At 53.6% G+C, this 15,981-nt stretch carries 16 protein-coding genes; 6 read left to right on the top strand and 10 right to left on the bottom strand.

Going from position 1 to position 15,981, the window contains the following annotated elements:
- Positions 1-18 precede the first annotated feature (18 nt).
- From FFI61_RS01640 to FFI61_RS01630, 3 genes are read left to right on the top strand one after another with little or no spacing between them, the layout of a single operon-like run.
- Positions 19-561, top strand: a complete 543-nt coding sequence (locus tag FFI61_RS01640) for an adenine phosphoribosyltransferase (protein ID WP_200202610.1) — start codon at positions 19-21, stop codon at positions 559-561.
- 41 nt (positions 562-602) lie between these two features.
- A complete protein-coding gene (locus tag FFI61_RS01635; RefSeq protein WP_200369047.1) occupies positions 603-1,274 on the top strand; it encodes a fumarylacetoacetate hydrolase family protein in 672 nt (223 codons plus the stop codon).
- A 37-nt stretch (positions 1,275-1,311) separates the two neighbouring features.
- On the top strand, positions 1,312-2,628 hold the full coding sequence (locus tag FFI61_RS01630; RefSeq protein ID WP_200369046.1) for an ABC1 kinase family protein: 1,317 nt from the start codon (positions 1,312-1,314) through the stop codon (positions 2,626-2,628).
- A 193-nt stretch (positions 2,629-2,821) separates the two neighbouring features.
- Here the strand turns inward: FFI61_RS01630 and FFI61_RS01625 are convergent, their stop codons facing one another.
- Complete coding sequence (locus FFI61_RS01625; protein ID WP_200369045.1) at positions 2,822-3,505, bottom strand: SIR2 family NAD-dependent protein deacylase; 684 nt, start codon at positions 3,503-3,505, stop codon at positions 2,822-2,824.
- Entirely contained in the window at positions 3,505-4,908 is a 1,404-nt protein-coding gene (locus FFI61_RS01620) for an FAD-binding oxidoreductase (RefSeq protein ID WP_200369044.1), read from the bottom strand. Before FFI61_RS01620 ends, FFI61_RS01625 begins: the two co-directional genes overlap by 1 nt.
- Positions 4,909-5,100: 192 nt before the next feature.
- On the opposite strand from FFI61_RS01620, the gene serA reads away from it, so the two are divergent.
- A complete protein-coding gene (gene serA, locus FFI61_RS01615) occupies positions 5,101-6,330 on the top strand; it encodes a phosphoglycerate dehydrogenase (protein ID WP_200369043.1) in 1,230 nt (409 codons plus the stop codon).
- 81 nt (positions 6,331-6,411) lie between these two features.
- On the opposite strand, the gene FFI61_RS01610 is transcribed toward serA, so the two are convergent.
- The gene (locus tag FFI61_RS01610) at positions 6,412-7,068 is read right to left on the bottom strand and encodes an OmpA family protein (RefSeq protein ID WP_200369042.1); all 657 of its coding nucleotides are present in this window, start codon (positions 7,066-7,068) and stop codon (positions 6,412-6,414) included.
- A gap of 79 nt (positions 7,069-7,147) precedes the next feature.
- The gene (locus FFI61_RS01605; protein WP_200369041.1) at positions 7,148-8,164 is read right to left on the bottom strand and encodes an alpha/beta hydrolase; all 1,017 of its coding nucleotides are present in this window, start codon (positions 8,162-8,164) and stop codon (positions 7,148-7,150) included.
- A gap of 79 nt (positions 8,165-8,243) precedes the next feature.
- Between FFI61_RS01605 and FFI61_RS01600 the strand changes: the two genes are divergently transcribed.
- The gene (locus FFI61_RS01600; protein ID WP_200369040.1) at positions 8,244-9,137 is read left to right on the top strand and encodes an alpha/beta hydrolase; all 894 of its coding nucleotides are present in this window, start codon (positions 8,244-8,246) and stop codon (positions 9,135-9,137) included.
- On the opposite strand, the gene FFI61_RS01595 is transcribed toward FFI61_RS01600, so the two are convergent.
- From FFI61_RS01595 to FFI61_RS01580, 4 genes are read right to left on the bottom strand one after another with little or no spacing between them, the layout of a single operon-like run.
- Positions 9,115-9,393: a GIY-YIG nuclease family protein gene (locus FFI61_RS01595; protein ID WP_200202619.1), complete on the bottom strand. Its 279-nt coding sequence runs from the start codon at positions 9,391-9,393 to the stop codon at positions 9,115-9,117. The genes FFI61_RS01600 and FFI61_RS01595 overlap by 23 nt on opposite strands.
- Complete coding sequence (locus tag FFI61_RS01590) at positions 9,383-10,291, bottom strand: DMT family transporter (RefSeq protein WP_200369039.1); 909 nt, start codon at positions 10,289-10,291, stop codon at positions 9,383-9,385. Before FFI61_RS01590 ends, FFI61_RS01595 begins: the two co-directional genes overlap by 11 nt.
- Positions 10,288-11,730, bottom strand: coding sequence for a sigma 54-interacting transcriptional regulator (locus FFI61_RS01585; RefSeq protein ID WP_200202621.1), 1,443 nt, complete (start codon positions 11,728-11,730; stop codon positions 10,288-10,290). The genes FFI61_RS01590 and FFI61_RS01585 overlap by 4 nt, the downstream gene beginning before the upstream one ends.
- Complete coding sequence (locus tag FFI61_RS01580) at positions 11,727-13,199, bottom strand: ATP-binding protein (protein WP_200369038.1); 1,473 nt, start codon at positions 13,197-13,199, stop codon at positions 11,727-11,729. The genes FFI61_RS01585 and FFI61_RS01580 overlap by 4 nt, the downstream gene beginning before the upstream one ends.
- A 189-nt stretch (positions 13,200-13,388) precedes the next feature.
- Between FFI61_RS01580 and FFI61_RS01575 the strand changes: the two genes are divergently transcribed.
- Positions 13,389-13,784, top strand: a complete 396-nt coding sequence (locus tag FFI61_RS01575; protein ID WP_227714548.1) for a DUF4168 domain-containing protein — start codon at positions 13,389-13,391, stop codon at positions 13,782-13,784.
- An 85-nt stretch (positions 13,785-13,869) separates the two neighbouring features.
- Here the strand turns inward: FFI61_RS01575 and FFI61_RS01570 are convergent, their stop codons facing one another.
- Positions 13,870-14,673, bottom strand: a complete 804-nt coding sequence (locus FFI61_RS01570) for a mechanosensitive ion channel family protein (RefSeq protein WP_227714547.1) — start codon at positions 14,671-14,673, stop codon at positions 13,870-13,872.
- Positions 14,674-14,681: 8 nt separating this feature from the next.
- Positions 14,682-15,965, bottom strand: a complete 1,284-nt coding sequence (locus FFI61_RS01565; RefSeq protein WP_227714546.1) for a hypothetical protein — start codon at positions 15,963-15,965, stop codon at positions 14,682-14,684.
- Positions 15,966-15,981: the final 16 nt, after the last annotated feature.

Below are 15,981 nucleotides of genomic sequence, written 5' to 3'. Positions count from 1 at the left end.
ATGAGAGCCTGACTTTTTATGGATTACTTTGCCCAAAGCATCAAGCAAGCCATCCGCACAGTGCCAAACTGGCCAAAGCCCGGCGTCGACTTCCGGGATATAACCACGGTTCTGCAGGATAAAACTGCATTCCGAAAGCTGATTGATGCGTTCGTACACCGCTACCATGGCCACGATATTGATGCTGTGGCTGCGGTGGATGCCCGCGGATTCATCATCGGTTCGGCGTTAGCGTATGAACTAAACGCCTCATTGGTACTGGTACGCAAGAAAGGCAAACTGCCGTTCGACACCCTGGTGGAAGACTACGAGCTGGAATATGGAACCGCTTCAGTTGAGCTACACCAGGATGCGTTCAAACCCGGTGACAAAGTGATACTGGTGGACGATCTGATCGCCACCGGTGGCACCATGCTCGCCGCCAGCAGGTTGATTCGCCGTATTGGTGCTGAAATTATCGAAGTGGCTGCCATGATCGACTTACCCGATCTTGGCGGATCTGCCAAGCTGCAGGAAGAGGGCCTCAAGGTCTATACTGTATGCTCGTTTGAGGGCGAATAGAGACTTAGCCCCTATTTTTGCAAGAGCACCGGGAGGTCGTCATGGATTCTTATCAGCACCACTGGAAAGACGGCACTCCGGTGCACCTGCCATTGGGTAAGATTGTTTGCGTTGGCCGCAATTACGCGGAGCACGCGAAAGAACTCAATAACCCGGTGCCTTCTGAACCCCTGTTGTTCATCAAACCCGCCACCTCGGCAGCCCATGTCACACGCCCTCTTGAATTCCCGGCCAGTCATGGCGAGGTGCACTTCGAAACTGAATTGGCGGTGCTGATCGGCAAACCCTTGACCAATGCATCTGCCAGCGAAGCCCAGGCGGCCATTCTCGGTTATGGTCTGGCACTGGATTTGACCCTTCGGGATCTGCAAAACCAGCTTAAAGAAAAAGGACACCCTTGGGAACGAGCCAAAGCTTTTGATGGCGCCTGCCCTCTGTCTCCTTTTGTAGCGGCAGACCTCTTCCGCAACGACCACATCACCTTCAGTCTGAATATTGACGAGCAGCGCCAGCAAAGCGGTGACTCCCGGGACATGCTGTTCCCGATCATTCCGCTGATTGCCCATATAAGCCGTCACTTCACGCTACTGCCCGGCGACGTAGTGCTGACGGGAACACCCAAGGGCGTTGGTCCTTTACGCTCAGGGCAAACACTGGCGCTACAACTGGAAGATCAGTTGTCCGTTTCCACCAAAGTGGTTAACGTTGGCTGACACAATCTTTCTTTATAAAGAGTACGTATAGTCAGGCATGGCAAAAAAACCGGTTACCTCACGCAGTGGTCGTTTCTTCAAACTTGCTGGCATGACTGCCTCGGTGGCGGGTCAGTATGCCGGCCAGAAAGCACGCAGTCTGTTCAGCGGCGAAAACGACGAAGGTGCCCGCAGTGAAAGCTACACCCGCATGGCCAACCGCATTACCGACACGCTCGGTGAAATGAAAGGTGCCGCCATGAAGGTGGGGCAAATTGCCTCCCAGACCCAGGATTTCCTGCCCCGTGAGTTCTCTGATGCGCTTCAGAAACTGCAGAAAGAAGCGCCCCCCATGCCGTTTGAGATTATCCTTGAACAGATAGAGACCGAACTGGGCAAGCCGGTTGGCGAGTTGTTTGAGTACCTTCAGGAAAAGCCCTACGCTGCAGCCTCCATTGGCCAGGTGCATCGAGCCCGCCTGCATGACGGCACGGATGTGATTGTGAAGGTGCAGTACCCGGGCGTGGACGAATCCTGCGATTCAGACCTGAAACAACTTCGGCTGGCGCTGAAGCTTGGCGGTCTGCTGAAAATGCCGAAAGAGTCGGTCGATCAGTTGTTCAAAGAGATTCGCGAGCGTCTGCGGGAAGAGCTGGATTATGAGAATGAGGCCCGCAATATTGCGCTGTTCCGCGAGTTTCACAAAAACGATCCGTGGGTGGTTATTCCTTCCGTAATTCCCAGTCACTCAACCCGCCATGTACTTACTCTGATTCTGGAGGAAGGCGATCATGTGAGTGAGGTGACCCCGGAGCGCTATGATCAGGCTACGATCAATCTGATAGGCCATCGTATGTTTAAGATCATGGCGGATCAGTTATTCCGCTTTCAGTGCATTCATGGCGATCCACACGCGGGGAATTTTGCCTATCGGCCGGATGGCAGCGTTGTGATGTACGATTTTGGCTGTGTTAAGAAGCTGAAGCCGGAGATTGTTGAAGCTTACCGTAATGCGGTTACGGCGGCGCTGGCTGAGGACTATAAGGCGCTGGATTCTTATCTGATTGATTTGGGTGCGCGGGTTGGGAGCCAGCCGGCTATTGATGAAGCCTACTACGCGATGTGGCGGGATATTCTTGTGGTGCCGTTTGATTCCGAGCAGCCTTATGATTTTGGTGAGTCGAGTATTCACAAGAGTGTGGCGGCGAAGACGAGTACAGTGTTCAAGTATCTGGATTCGTTCAAGCCGCCGGTTGAGAGTATTTTTATTGATCGGATGATTGCGGGGCATTATTGGATGCTGAAGCGCCTGGGGGTTCAGGCGGCTTTTGGGGAGGAGCTTCGTAAGTATCTTGCCGAGCCGCCCTCACCCTAGCCGGTTAATCTGGTGCTGACGGCCTTGGCGGGATACGGCTCCCAAAACACGCTGTGAATACATCCGTGTACGCTTGGCTCCGCCATCCATGGCTCCGCACAGTTTTGGGAGTCACATGCCGCCAAAGCCTGCTGTACCCTGGAGTTCCCTCAGCCGTACCTCTCAACACGTCGAAGGCTGACGCTCCCCTTGCTTATCTGGCTAAAAAGTTCGCTGCCCATTCTGCAACGCCCTCTCCTGCACCTTTTCTGATAACCCTTGCACGGGAAACTCCTGCGGTTTCGCCGGGATCTACCACCGTAATCGGCACGTCTCGTTCCACTTCGTGAATCAGTCCTGCAGCCGGGTATACCTGTAGTGATGTACCGACGATCAGCAGGTCGTCTGCGGTGCGAACTATGTCAGCCGCTGCTTGTAGCATGGGGACGTCTTCGCCGAACCAGACGATGTGCGGGCGTAGTTGCTCCCCATATTCACAGGTCTCGCCAAGTTCTATGTCACGGTAGCCTATGTCGTAAACCAGGTCCGGATTAACCGAGCTGCGGGCTTTGGTGAGTTCGCCATGGAGGTGAATTACGTTGCTGGAGCCACCGCGTTCGTGCAGGTCATCTACGTTTTGGGTGACGATGGTTACCCGGTGACGCTGTTCCAGCTCACCCAGCAATGTGTGGGCGCGGTTTGGCTGAACCTTGGCGAGTTGGCGGCGGCGTTCGTTGTAGAAGCGCAGTACCAATTCCTTGTTTCGGGCGAAGGCTTCGGGGGTGGCAACATCGTATACGCTGTGCTGCTCCCATAGCCCGCCGTTATCGCGGAAGGTGGAGAGACCACTTTCGGCGCTGATGCCAGCGCCGGTGAGAACTACGATATGCCGTTGCATTAGTCGAATATCTTGCCGGGGTTAATGATGCCGTTAGGGTCGAACACCTGCTTGATCCCTCTCAGGTACGCAATCTCCGCCTCGCTGCGGGTGTATTGCAGGTAGGGCTTTTTGGTCATGCCTACGCCGTGTTCGGCGGAGACGCTGCCCTGGTATTTTTCGACGATTTCAAATACCCACTTGTTCACCTGCTGGCATTTTTCAAAGAAGTCTTCTTTTGCCATGTCTTCAGGCTTCAGGATGTTGAGGTGCAGGTTGCCATCGCCAATATGGCCGAACCAGATGATTTCAAAGTCCGGATACTGCTCCGCCACTAATGCGTCAATTTCCTGCAGGAATTCCGGCACTTTTGAAACCACTACCGAAATGTCGTTCTTGTATGGGGTGCGTGGTGCTATGGATTCAGAAATGCGCTCACGTAGCTGCCATAGGTTCTGAGCCTGGGTTTCGCTCTGGCTGATGACGCCGTCCAGTACCCAGCCGTTTTCCATGCACTGCTCAAACAGGCTCATGGCGTCGTCCATTACCTGATCCGAAGTGGCTTCAAATTCCAGCAATGCATAATAAGGTGCTTCGGTTTCAAACGGCGCCTGCACTTGGCCGTGGGCCAAAACGTGCCCCATGGCTTCGTGGGAGAAAAACTCATAAGCCGTCAGATCCAGCCCACCCTGGAAAGCTTTGAGCACGTCCATGGTGTTACCCAGGTCGTTAAGCCCAAGCACCAGCACAGTGAGGTTGTCGGGCTGGCGCGTTAGCTTCATGGTGGCTTCAGTAATAAAGCCCAACGTGCCTTCGGCGCCGATGAACAAATGGCGCAGATCGTAGCCTGTGTTGTTCTTTTCCAGATCCTTGTTTAGCTCGAGGATATCACCCTTGCCTGTGACCACTTTCAGCCCAGCAACCCAGTCGCGACTCATGCCATAGCGGATAACCTTTATGCCGCCTGCGTTGGTAGAGATGTTACCGCCAAGCTGGCTGGAGCCCGCTGATGCAAAATCCACCGGGTAGTAAAGATTGTTCTCTTCAGCAAAATTCTGCAGTTGCTCCGTTACAACACCTGCCTGGCAACGAACCAGTCGGTCGCTGGCACTGAAGTCCAGGATCTGATTCATGTTATCGAAGGCAACAACCACTTCCCCATTGGCAGCTACCGCACCAGCACTCAAGCCAGTCCGCCCACCAGACGGAACCAGCGCAATGCGGTTTTCGTTGGCAAACTTCACCAACGCTTGAACCTGTTCTGTGGTTTTCGGGAGAGCAATAGCTATGGGATTCGGCGCGTATATACGCGTCCAATCCTTGCCGTAACTCTCCAGATCAGCCGGGTCAGTCAAAATCTTACCGGGTGCGTCACCGGTGGCTAACAGCTCTTTCAGGGAGGCAATGATCTGTTCAGAGTTCATGAATGCTTCAGTCTCGTCAGGGTTGGGCCGGTCATGCAGAATAAATAGTTTTCAGTTCAGTTGATCCAGACGAACCGGCGCGCTGTGAAAAGTTGCTTTTATGGTATCATACCGCTCCTGTTCTGTGAGCCAGCCCCGACGATCACTGGCTGCAGGTGATTTCATGCCACGAAAGGTTCGGAAGCAAAGCCCATGTCAACGACGTCTCTCGAAAAGAGCAAAATCCGAATTCTGCTGCTGGAAGGCGTGCACCAGTCCGCACTGGATACCCTGAATGCTGCAGGTTACACCAACATTGAGTACCTCAGTCACTCTCTGGCCGAGGAAGACCTGATTGAGAAGATTGCCGATGCGCACTTTGTAGGCCTTCGCTCGCGCACCCAGTTGACTGCCAAGGTTTTTGAAGCAGCCAAGAAACTGGTTGCTGTGGGTTGTTTCTGTATTGGTACCAACCAGGTAGACCTGCAAGCGGCTACCCGTCGTGGCATTGCGGTTTTCAACGCACCTTTTTCCAACACTCGCAGTGTTGCTGAACTGGTTCTGGCGCAGGCTATTCTCCTGCTCCGCGGCGTACCCGAAAAGAGCGCCAAGGCGCATCGCGGTGAGTGGCAGAAGTCAGCAAAGGACAGCTACGAAATTCGCGGCAAAAAGCTGGGCATCATCGGTTACGGCAACATAGGTACCCAGTTCAGCGTTCTGGCTGAAGGCTTGGGTATGGATGTTTACTTCTATGATGTGGTTTCCAAGCTGCCTATTGGTAACGCCACTCAAGTAGGCAGTTTGCAAGAACTGCTCAACATTTCCGATGTTGTAAGCCTGCACGTTCCTGAAACGCCGGCCACCAAGTATATGTTCAAGGCCGAGCAACTGGCGCAAATGAAGCCTGGCTCTATCCTGATGAACGCCTCAAGGGGTACGGTTGTTGATATTGATGCGCTTGCCGACTCCCTGAGAAGCGGCAAGTTGCTGGGTGCAGCAGTTGACGTTTTCCCGGTTGAGCCCAAATCGAACGACGAGGAATTTGTTTCCCCGCTGCGCGAGTTCGACAACGTAATTCTTACTCCGCACGTAGGTGGCTCCACCATCGAGGCTCAGGAAAACATTGGTCGTGAAGTGGCTGAGAAGCTGGCAATGTACAGCGATAACGGCACCTCAGTGTCGTCTGTTAACTTCCCGGAAGTTGCGCTGCCGTCACACCCGAACCAGCATCGTTTGCTGCACATTCACGAGAACGTGCCAGGCGTTATGTCTGAAATCAACCAGGTATTCTCCGACAACGACATTAACGTTTGCGGGCAGTATCTGCAGACCAAAGAAGACATAGGTTACGTGGTTATTGACGTAGACAAGGCCTACGGAGAACTAGCCCTGGAGAAACTGCTCCAGGTTAAAGGCACCATTCGTGCCCGCGTGCTGTTCTAACAGGCACCAGCATAAAAAAACCGGAGCAAGTGCTCCGGTTTTTTTATGCCCGGATAAACCGGAACTCTTGCCACTAGCTGATTACTGCCGCGGAACCAGAGTCAGCTCTACACGACGGTTTTGCTCTCGACCAGCTGCCGTGTCATTGGATGCAATAGGGTAACGCTCACCATAGCCCACTGCGCGGGTACGATTGGGCTGAATACCCTGATTCAGCAAGAAATCCCGTACAGAACCGGCGCGGCGCTCACTGAGCAGCTGGTTGTAGCTATCTCCGCCAGTGCTGTCCGTGTGACCCTCTATCTGAATAGTGGTTTTATCGAACTCTTTTAAAACCAGAGCCACAGATTCAAGAGTGTCGGTAAAGCCAGGGCGGATAGACGTCTGGTTCAGCTCAAAGGTAATGTTACCGGGCATCACCAATTCAATCTGATCGCCGTTGCGAACAACCCGAACGCCGGTGCCTTTCAGCTTGTGCCTCAGCTCTGCTTCCTGTCGATCCATATAATAGCCAATACCACCACCAACCGCGGCTCCGCCTGCTGCACCAATCAACGCACCCTTGCCGCGGTCGCTTTTGCTTGAGGTTGCAGCGCCTATTGCAGCTCCGCCGATGGCCCCAACAATGCTACCTTTGGTGGCATTCGAGGTTTTTTCTTCATCGGTGTAAGGGTCATATGTCATGCAGCCGGCAAGGCCCATGGTGGTCACTGCTAGTGCAAGCATCGTTTTTTTCATACATATCTCCTGTCGCGATTTTTTTACAGACGCTTCTCAGCGAGAATTTTTCATACTCCAGAGCCCTTTCCTTATGGCCTCAGAAGCTATCAGGAGCGCCTGCTGCTGAATGCTCAAACGTATCAATAATTGTATTGAACACGGTTGCCTGAAGATCTTTGGCTTCGTTCACCAAATGATGACGCCCGTCGGCTATTCTCACTTCCTCAACCGCTGCAAACTTGTTGCGGATGATTCTCAGATTGTGTTGCCAGTCTACGGTCTGATCTTTTTCGCCCTGAACAACCGTAACCGGAAAGTTCACCGGGCGAGCCGATTCAATGTGCGGTATCCATGTTCGTAGCGCGCTCACCCAATCAACGTGAACGGCCCTTGCCTGCAGCGGGTCATGCTCACGCAGAAAGCGTAAAAAGCGGGTATTACCGCTATTCGCTGCAAATACACGCTGCCACCGGGTCATAAATGGCTTAACCAGCGTGTGCAGCACTTTGGCGCCAAGCCATCCGGCAGGACGCACCAGGGGCGCCAACAAAACCACCTTTCGGAACTCCGATGTCTCTGTGGAGTGGTGGTTAGACAGAAGATAGTCAATCAATATGGCCCCTCCCGTACTCTGCCCGACCGCAAACCAGGGCCCGCGGATTTTATCCCTGACATGGGCCAGAACTTCTGACAAAACCCCCTGATATTCCAGAAAACTGCCGATAGCTGCAGGTGTGCCACTGGAAAGCCCATGCCCCGGCTGATCATAGGTCAGCACATCAAATCCGGCCCCAAGGCAGCGATCAATCAACTGGCTATATAAACCAACGTGATCAAAATAGCCGTGCAGAATGAATACTGTACCCCGTTTTGCCTGAGACTCCGGCAGCCGGAAATAGTGCACCATAACTTCATGCTCGCCGGCCGTCACATAGCCTTGATGGTAGGCAACTTCGGGGTGCTCTACCCAGAGATCAAGGCCATAAAAGCGGCAGTAGGCCACCATCTCGTCACTGAGTTCTTCCCGCCCACCCGGATCAAAAGGCTCCAGCCTCTTTAAAAGAGAGCTGCGATCCCAGTCTGGTATTTCTATGGTATCTGTTTTCCAGTACACGTAGAGTTAAACGCCTGTCATGAATAGATAATACGAATTATGATGCACAATCCTAACCCATAGCGGGGGTATAACACAGATGTTGCAACACCTAATTGAGACCGCGCTCCGCCAAACCGTGACTCGTTTGGTCAGGCCAGCCCTTCACCCGGCGATTCCGGTTTCAGTTCAGCGTACTTTGATTAGCCAAGCCTACCGAACCTCTGTTCCACCTCGTGACTGCCGCTTTCAGACAGGCACTCTGGCAGGGCTCTCAACAATCAGAAGCTCTGTCGGAAAAGTCACTCGTGGCGCAGTGCTGTACCTGCACGGCGGCGGTTATATTATCGGCTCTGCAACCACTCACAAGGGCCTTACCGGACACCTGGCCAAAGCCACTGGCTGTATGGTGGTTGCACCAGAATACCGGCTTGCTCCTGAGAACCCATACCCTGCAGCGTTGGACGATGCAGAAGCGGCCTGGCAGGCGTTGATTACCGAAGGGTATTCACCTGGGCAGATTGCCATAGCAGGCGATTCAGCCGGCGGCGGACTCGCTATCGCCTTGGCCATGCGTCTGCGTGAAAGTAATCAACCGCTCCCCTCTTCAATTACGGTTTTTTCACCCTGGACAGATTTGACCCAAAAAAACCTGTATTCCCCTGAATGCGAACCTGTACTTCAGGCACGCTGGACAGAAAAAGCAGCCAGGCTATACGCCGGACAAGAGCCCTTGACCAACCCTCTTATATCCCCGGTTTTTGGTAACTTTGAGGGCTTACCCCCTCTGCTGATACAGGCTGGTAGTCAGGAAATTCTGCTCAACGATGCGGAACGCTTGGCTGATGCTGCAAGGAATGCGGGAGTAGTTACCCAGTTTGAGGTGTTCAACAGCCTCTGGCACGTATTCCAGGTGCATAGCGGCCAGCTAAAACGAGCCTCCGCTGCAGTGCAGGCCGCTGGCAAGCATATCAAAGCGCATCTGGCAGACTGACCTTACCCTGAACGAGCGCCTCCTTACGCTGCCTTGGCCACTGTTTAATGTGCCACTCCAGCTTGGATGCCCGGCTGCGATCACCCGCTGGCAAGCTGAGCACCAACTCCAGCGGACCTTTGCCTCTCAGGCTCCTCGCGCCTTTTGGCGCACCGGCCTGGTGTTCGGCAAAGCGACGAGGCACATCTGTGGTTATGCCCGTATAGAGCGCGCCGCGGGCCGTGCGCACCATATAGACAAACCAGTCATTGGCCATCTGCCAGCCCCTGCTCTCGCTCTTTCACTTTTTTTTGCTGTAGCCAAAGACCCGCCATAATCAACACCAGGCCAATATATGTGGACGGCAGAATCTGTTCGCCCAGAATAAAATAGATGAATACCAGTGACAGAAACGGCGAAATAAAGATCAGGTTACTCACTCTGGAGGTGTTTTCTGCCTTTTTCATGGCGTAAGACCAAAGCACGAAGGCGATGCCCATCTCGAATATGCCCACGTACAGGGCCGCAACCAGAGAACCGGAAACCGGCAGGGACAGTCCTTCTGTCCACCAACAGATCAAAGCTATAACAGGGAGCCCGAACAGAAAGTTGAGGAACAGACCAACCACAGGGTCCCGGGTATCTCGGGTAGCAATAATCCAATAGGACGCCCACACAAGAGTGCTGCCTATGGCCAGAGCAACCCCGATTGGGTCTGAGAAACTCAAAGTGGTAACAGCCCCACGGGTGGCAATCACCACAACGCCCGCATAGCACACCAGGCCCGCGACTATATCCAGCCTGCGCAGGCGATGGCCCAGAAACGGCACTGACAAATATGCCAAAACCAGCGCCCAAGTGTAATTTAACGGCTGAGCTTCTTGCGCGGGCAGCCGGTCAAATGCGCCAAAAAGAAAGAAATAATACAAACAAGGGTTTATCAGCCCCATGCCAAACGATTGTATGTATTGTTTTTTCTGTAACGAAAACACCAGATGCCAGCGCTTTTGCAACATCAGGATGATCGCCATAACCACCACAGACGCCGAGCAAGCAACCAGCAACATTTGCACGGGTGCCAAGTCTGCCAAGGCCAGTTTGAATGCTGTGGCAACGGTAGACCAGAGCAACACAGTGCCCAGCCCGTACATCATGGCTGTTTTCTGATCTTTCACTGCACATCTCCTTTCGGTATTTTTGCGCCACTTCTCACCGCGCCGCTCTCATCGCTTGCTTCAAGGCCCGGTTCACCTGCCGCCAGCCATCTGTACAAGGTGCGCCGGTTTATACCCAGAATTTGAGCAGCTCGGCGTTTGTTGCCTCCCACCGCCTTCATCACCTCAGTTACATAATCTTGCTGGAGGGCGTCGAGTGTTGGCCATTGCGAAATGCTGTCGACGCTAAGCGCGGCCTGTGAGGTGGTGGCAATCCCCTGGCGTTTGCGGACTCGTTCTGGCAGATGATCGGGCTGGATGGTGTCGCCTTCACAGAAGGTCACCGCCCTCTCGATCGCACTGGCCAGTTCACGGACATTGCCCGGAAACGGGTAATCCATAAGAGTGCGGGAGCTTACCTGGCTGAGCTTCAGAAATCCGCGCTGATGTCGGCGGGCAGCTTCACGGAGAAAGTGCATTGCAAGCAGGTCAACATCATCACCTCGCTCACGCAACGCCGGAATGCGCAGGCTCAGAGTCTCCAACCGATAATAGAGGTCTTCCCGGAAGCTTCCCTCACTCACAGCTTTCAACAGATCCACGTGGGTGGCGGCCAGAATTCGTACATCCACGGGCTCTTCCTGATCCGAGCCCACCGGTTTTACCATGCCTTCCTGCAACACACGCAATAGCTTTGCCTGCAAGGCCAGAGGCATCTCGCCAATCTCATCCAGCAACAAAGTGCCACCGTGAGCCTCTGTAAACAGACCTTTCCGAGCCTGGCGCGCCCCGGTAAAGGCACCGGCCTCGTGGCCGAAAAACTCACTTTCCATGAGCTCTGCCGGTATACCCGCACAATTCACCGCCACAAAAGGCTTGGCGTTCCGCTCGCTGACACGGTGAATGGCCCTCGCCACCAGTTCCTTGCCGGTTCCGCTTTCGCCGCATATCAAAACCGCAGCATCACTGCGGGCAATCTGGCGAATTTCAGACCTAAGCCGCACCATGCTTTCATGCTCACCAATCAGGCCGAGGGATTCATCGGTGTTACTGTGTGCAAGAAACTGCTTCAGCTGTTTTGTGAGATCGGCCTGCGTGAGTAATCGCCGTATTTTCAGGCGCAGATGATCAGTAGATAAAGGCTTGGTGAGAAAATCGTCTGCGCCTGCTTGCAATGCCTCAACGGCCTGATCAACTGTCCCGAAAGCTGTAATGATAATAAAGGGCAAGCTGAGACCTTCAGCCTGAGCTGCCTTGAGTAGCTCCAGCCCATCGCCATCTGGCAGGCGCAGATCTGATACCACCAGGTCGGGTGTTTCTGCACTGAGCATTCCGCAAGCTTCACTTACTGTTCCGGCGCGGCTCACGCTATAGCCATCCAGCGCAAGCTCCTCACTCAATAACAGCCCCAGGCTGGCGTCGTCTTCCAGGAGCAAAATCCTTGCTTTGAATTGGCTCATACCCCCGTCTCCACTGGCCAGTACAGGCTCATTCTGCATCCTCCCGATTCACTGTTTCCGATTTCAATCCGGCCACTGTGCTCTTTAAGAATACTGCTGACCATCGCCAGCCCAAGCCCCGTGCCTTCCCCAGCCGGCCGGGTACTGTAAAACGGTTCAAACACTGCGTCTCTTTTCTCAGTGGCTATGCCTGGTCCATCATCCTCAACCCGCACCTCCCACTCGCTATCATAACGGTGCAGCGACAAAGCCACCTCAGCGCGAGCAGCCTGGCAGGCGTTGCGCACTACATTCAAACAGGCCAACTCCAACCTCACAGGTTCTGCCCTGATCCAGGCACCCACTTCAAGCCCTCGGCTTAGCAGGCGCTTCCCATGGCACTTCTCATCTTCACCGGCGCGGTCCAGTACATCTTTGAGGACAGCATTGAGGCTGATCGGCCGCCTTGAATCCGGCACATGGCGGAAGCAATCCAAAAGCTGCTGAATGATGGTGGTCATTCGCCCCACCTGGTAACCGATATCATCCAGTTGCCGTCGCTGTTCATCCGTGAGGTCATGGCGAGCCAGAATGTTTGCGCGCCCCTGAATCACGTTCAAGGGTGCGCCAAGCTCGTGGGCAACCCCGCCCGCCACTCGCCCGATCATGGCAATCTTTTCCTGATATTCCAGGCGCTCGGCAAGTTGACGCTCTGTGATCACACGCTGCTGTATTTCCTCTTCTGCCCGAGCCATGCGCTGGCCCATGTCCCGAACACCACCATATATCTGCCGCAGCTCGCGGGGGCCAGATGGTTCCGCGTCAAACTGCCAGTTGCCGGGTGCCAGCTCACTCATAGCGCTTAACAGGCGACTGACATGGCGGCCGACGGTTCCATAGTGCCCAAGCACAACCACCAGGATGATTGTTATCGCAAGCGCAGACCAGATAGACACAGCCCAAAGGCGGCTTGAGGCCAGCAACTCATGAAAATCACTACGCTTGCGGGTGATTTGCAGCAACCCCTGTATTCGGCCATCGTCGGCCACCAGAGGCGTAAAGTGCGAGAATACAGATTGCCCATCTACCCGCCGAAAGGCCCCGCCAAGCTCGCCACTGTTAATGACCTGCTCAGCGCTGGCGCTGTTCCCTACATCTGTATCTGCCAGGCCGAGACTGGCAATCCGGGCTCCGCCTTTATCGAAAACCGATGCACCGGACACGCGACCAATCCGGAATATTGATCTCAGAGAGTCGCCTATAACCAACTCATCGTTTTCCTGCATGGCTCGGGAAAGGGGGCCGCTGGCAGCTCGGGCCACCAGCTCCAGATCTTCCTGCAAGCGGTCGTTCAGAGCTTTTTCTACAGCCCCAAACCCTAGATATATGGCAAGGCCACTGATGACCAGCAAGGGGACGACAATGCTCAACACCAGGGTGAGTTGTATTGACCCAAATACTTGGCCGGCGCTTCTGAGAGACGGTTTCATTCAAGCTCCAACTACATAAATGCCACACTCTTCTGCCACATGTGACATTTCGTCTCAACCTTCATTACGCAGGATTAACCACAGAAAACTATAAACCTATGATTTATAAACAATAAATAAAATATACAGAAACTGGCACGAGGCTTGATATGTCTTTGGTGAACGCAAATCAAACAGGAGAAGTCGATTATGAATATGAACAAGCTACTCGTATCCATTACCGCATCCATTGCCCTACTGGCAGCAGCGCCCACAATGGCTGAGCAGAACCCTGTAGCCACCGGAGGCTCAGAAGGTTACTCAAACCCTGCAGCTGCAGGTACGCAGAACACCCATTACAACGACGCCGAGCTGAAAAAGTTTATTGAAGCGCAGGAAGGCATTTCAGAAGTGCGTGAAGAGTACATAGACAAAATTGAATCAGCGGACTCCCAGCAGGAAGCTCAGAAACTGCAGATGGAAGCTAACGATCAAATGGTATCGGTCATTGAGGATTCAGGAATGGATATCCCAACCTATAATGCCATTGCAACCGCCTACAGCAGCGAGCCAAAGATCCGTAACCGTGTTGACGCGCTGATGTAAGCGCGGGTCAAATCCAGACAAACTGTTCGTCAGTTTAGCCCCGCCAAGCGGGGCTTTTTGATTTGCCTAGCCACCATGCCTCAACTCAATCTGCCACAACCGGCACAGAGACAAATTTCACATTTTGCCGTGCCAGCTCTGCAGAACCTCGAGCTGTAAGCTCGGATACAAACTGGAACTGCTCTTTAGGATCAAACGGGTAGGCCTTCACCCGGTAGTGCATGCCCCAAGGCTTATTAAACACAATCACCAGCACTGGCTGCCAGGTTTTGGTTCGCGGGCTGGTAAACGCTACATCCCGAAGCAAATCACGAACCTGACTGACATCATGATTAGCCTCCAGATAAAAGTCTGCCGTGCACATCAGGTTATCTGTGCCGTCGTTTCCGTTGGCAATCAGGGAATTCCACAGCTTATTGTGAGGAATGATCACTACCGTATCGTCAGGTGTAACAATCTCGGCAGCCCGCGTATTGATGGCTCGTACTACGCCGTATTGGCCATCGACCTCAATCCAGTCACCTGGCCGGTAAGGCATTTCGTACAAAGTAACAATACCGGCGATCAGGCTGTTGGCGTAATCCTTGAAAGCAAAGCCAAGCGCCAGGGCAAGCGCCCCGAAAATAGCCACCATATTTTCGAACGACGGTTCTACCAAAATCGGAACTACAACCGTGATCGTGGCGAAAATAATCAGCAATCTGAGTAAAGGAACAGAAGCCAAAAGGTATAGGCGCGGTTTACCACCCAGCTTCTCTGCAACCCGGGGAAGCACCTTCTGCACCGCCACTATGACAAGAGACGCAATAATGATAACGAGTAACGCCTTTAACAGCGCCTGACTGGTTATAGAGGCAAAAGCAGACTTGATTCCAAGATCATCGATCATAACAACTCCTAGAATTGATCAAGCGGAAAACCCCAACCCTGCAAATGCCGCCTGACGGTGGGATACCCGATAGCTGTGACTTGCCAGCGCCCATCAGTCTCATCACAGGCCGCCAACTCTGCACGCTTTAACCGTGATAACACCAAACTCAATTCGTAGGTGGACACACCGGTAACCAACTCCAGGGAGGACATATCAAGACCGTTGTGCAACAACAATCCATGCAGAATAAACCCGGTCACACTCTCCTTGCTTTGGGGCATGCTTGGCAGGCTTAGCTTACCTAGCGGAACAACCCAGCAATCCGCAGCCCGGCTCTGTTTTTCAGTTTTTTCATCAGCCTCATCCAGCTTCGCCTCGTCATCCGGCTTGGCCCGCAGGGATCTCTGCCAGATTGCCAAAGCCACACCGGGATTACCGCGTGATGTAGCGGCCAGGTCGCGCAAGAAAGAACTGTATTTGCGTTTTTTATTGCTTTTAGTTTTGTCTTTTTCAGCCAAAGGCAGCACGTAGAGGCCATCGCCGGTCATTCTTGCAACTATCTCAGACCTGCCTTTTCCCGAAGCCAGATAAGTAAACCAGACGCCAAGGCGCTCGGCGTCCATGGGCGCGGGAGTCCAGGGCGACATCTGGGCGTTCTCAAGATATTGTCCCCAGTATCGCCAACACCAACTTGAGCAACCCAAAATGCCTGCGCCTGTTTCACCAATGGCAATTCTGCGAAACAACTCCTTCACCAGAACCAGCCCTGACAAACTCCGCAGCCAGAAATCCGCAAGCTCCGTAATTACCCATGGGGTCGACAGATCCTGTTCATCCCACCAATCACAGGCTTCCTTGGCACTAAATGACAGGGTATCCGGCGGCCCAATGATGCGCCATTTTTCACCACTTCCATCAAGTAACCCAGGCTCTGCGAGTTCTTCAAACCGGGCGAGCGACTGCTGCAAACCAGAAAAAGGGGGTGCCACCAGGCACACAACTTCCCGACTCAGAGAGCCCTCGGAACGCGCTTGTTGCACGCCGCTGGCTATAGCTTCTGCCTGACGGCCATAATCCGGCTCCGGAGCCAATCGCTTTTTTTGAATACCGGACAGTTCTGGCAGATCGTCCATGCTTTCAAACGGATCTTCAGCTTGTGAAACCCCGGCCTGCAGTTGAGAGAGGGCATACTGAATAGCGTCTTTTAGTGAACGCCGCACCGATGTTTGAGGCAATGTCCATTGATCAGCGGAAATTAATCCTCCAGGAAGACAAGTGTCCGCCGATTTATCGTTGATTGTATCCTTCAAAAAAACAGCTCCTGCA

The sequence above is a fragment of the Marinobacter sp. DY40_1A1 genome, from assembly GCF_016597815.1.
In the GTDB taxonomy this organism is placed as follows: Bacteria; Pseudomonadota; Gammaproteobacteria; order Pseudomonadales; family Oleiphilaceae; genus Marinobacter; species Marinobacter xiaoshiensis.
This window is presented reverse-complemented; position numbering and strand designations above follow the sequence as displayed.